Annotated in this window: 2 protein-coding genes and 1 pseudogene; 2 read left to right on the forward strand and 1 reads right to left on the reverse strand. The window is 59.2% G+C overall.

Annotated features, from left to right (window positions below; all coding sequences use genetic code 11):
- Together A3754_RS28100 and A3754_RS22660 are read left to right on the forward strand one after the other, a co-directional pair.
- Positions 1 to 287: pseudogene (locus A3754_RS28100) on the forward strand (SMP-30/gluconolactonase/LRE family protein); the annotation flags it as partial.
- Positions 284 to 1,168, forward strand: coding sequence for an NAD(P)-dependent oxidoreductase (locus tag A3754_RS22660; protein ID WP_063521407.1), 885 nt, complete (start codon positions 284 to 286; stop codon positions 1,166 to 1,168). The pseudogene A3754_RS28100 and the gene A3754_RS22660, both read left to right, overlap by 4 nt.
- A gap of 143 nt (positions 1,169 to 1,311) precedes the next feature.
- On the opposite strand, the gene A3754_RS22665 is transcribed toward A3754_RS22660, so the two are convergent.
- Positions 1,312 to 2,349, reverse strand: coding sequence for an amidohydrolase family protein (locus A3754_RS22665; protein ID WP_063521408.1), 1,038 nt, complete (start codon positions 2,347 to 2,349; stop codon positions 1,312 to 1,314).
- Positions 2,350 to 2,456: the final 107 nt, after the last annotated feature.

A 2,456-nucleotide genomic window follows, 5' to 3' on the forward strand; every position in this document is an offset into this window, starting at 1 on the left:
ACAGCCTTTCCGACAAACCCCTGCTGCGCAAAGTGGCCTTCCGTATGCCCAGCTTCCTGCAGCCGCAACCGGTGCATCACGGCTTTGTGCTCGGCCTCGACGAGCAAGGACAGGTCACTCACAATCTGCAAGACAACAGCGACGGCGCCTTCGCCCCGATCACCAGCGCCGAACAGCATGGCAACACCCTCTACCTGGGCAGCCTTACCGAGCCTCGCTTTGCCGCTTACCCCCTGGGCGATAACAGCCCCCTCACTGACATTAATGATGGAGGCAGCGACAAATGAGCGCCCTGAACGCCGCCTTTATCGGACTAGGCACCATGGGCTACCCCATGGCCGGCCATCTGGCCGAAGCAGGCATTTCCATGACGGTGTACAACCGAACAACTCTCCGGGCGCAGCAATGGGCACGGGATTACCCAGGCAACTACGCAGCCACACCTGCCGAAGCCGCCCGGGGAGCGGATCTGGTCTTTGTCTGTGTCGGTAACGACGACGACCTGCGTCAGGTAACGCTCGGTGATGACGGCGCCCTGCAAGGCTTGGCCAAGGGCGCCATTCTGATCGATCACACCACTGCCAGCGCAGAAATGGCCCGCGAGCTGGATACCGCCTGTCGAAAGCAGGGCAATCATTTTATCGATGCCCCGGTCTCCGGCGGACAGCAAGGAGCAGAAAACGGCCAACTCTCGATCATGTGCGGGGGTGACGAGGCGGTCTATCAGCGCGTACTCCCCACCCTTCAGCATTACGCCAAAGCCACCAACCTGATGGGGCCGGCGGGCAGTGGCCAGCTGACCAAAATGGTCAACCAGATCTGCGTAGCCGGGCTGGTGGAAGGGCTTGCAGAAGGCGTCGCCTTTGCCTTGAACGCCGGCCTGGATGCCAGCAAAGTCTTCGAAACCACCAGTCAGGGGGCCGCCGGCTCCTGGCAGATGGTAAACCGGCACCAGACCATGATCGACGACCAGTATGAGCACGGCTTCGCGGTGGACTGGATGCGCAAGGACCTGGATATCTGCCTGAACGAAGCTGCCCGGAACGGGACACCCCTGCCCGTCACGGAGCAGATAAACGACTTTTACCGGGATATTCAGGCCATGGGTGGGGGCCGCTGGGATACATCGTCCCTGCTGCGTCGATTACAGAAAAAGCCTGAAACCTGAAGCCGCATGCCTGACGCAATAAAATTGAAACCCACACCACCACCGATGTGATTGCGGGTTTAGGCGTCAGGCACCCCGCAAGGCGAAAAAACAGCCCTCATCAGAAACCGGGGCTTGCCCTTAAATCCACGACAAATCTTCATTCAAGGCAACTTCACTGCCCCTTTTCTGGGCACCAGCGCGTCCGCATTCCCGTGTGAAAGCTGCTCCGCCACTTTTTTGGGCAATGCTTCCAGCAACGGTTCATACTCGCCCAGCACCTTCTCCATGCTGTCGAAATGCCCCACCAGGTCGGTTCCCAGGGTAAAACGGTCCGGAAATTCACGGATAAGGGCCAGCCACTCCTTGCTGGGCACGCCGTCATCAATCAGGTAGTGGTCTTTCACGCTCCACGACAGGTCGATGTACAAATTTTCATAGCGGCTCAGTAATGCCCGCAGGATAGGCGGTAAGGTCCCCAGTGGCGCCTGTCGCTCTTCCACACCACCACTGGTGCCTGCGTGGGCCAGCAAAAAACGGGTTTCCGGGTGTTCACTGAGCGCCTCTTCCAGCTCCCCCAGATAGATCGGTGTCTCTTCGCGAAGGGAGGTCAAGTTGCTGTGCAGCAACACGGGAAGATCATAGCGCCCCGCCATTGCATACACCTTCATCAGTGCCGGATGGTTGGCCCGGGGAGTCTCTCCTTCGGTGAGCGCAGTGAGCTGATCATGCCGGGTGAGAATTTCTCCAATCCCCTGCCACAGCCCCGGATAACGCTCAATGAGGCTTTCCACCTGCTCCGCTGCGTGCATGTCCGTGGGGTTGAAACCACTGATAAACGGCTGCAACCGCGCCTGCTGCTCCTCCGGCAGCGACAACACCGCCTGGGCCACAATGTCATCCGTGGCGCTGTAGTAATACAGCGGCGCCTCATCGCCCAGATAATAGCGGGGGCGGCGTGGCGCCTCTGCCTGCCATTTTTTCATCACCGGCAGACCAAATACCCAGGCTCGCTCCACACCTGCCTCATCCATGGCCGCGATCATCGCCTGGGCGCCCTCACTGTCCTGCATGAAATCCACATAGTGCAGGTGCGCATCAGTCCATTGCCGGCTCGCAACATCTCCTGCATTGGCACAGCCTGCCGACAGCGCAGCCAACAGCAACACTCCGCTACCCAACACATTAACCCTGTTTCCCATCCAGCCTCTCCAGCAAATGTTCACCAACCCGGCGCCCGGCCATCCAATGACCGCAATACAGTGACTACAGACATCTCAGGTTGTTCATGGATATGACATTTTCTTGC

This window comes from Alcanivorax sp. HI0083 (assembly GCF_001635175.1).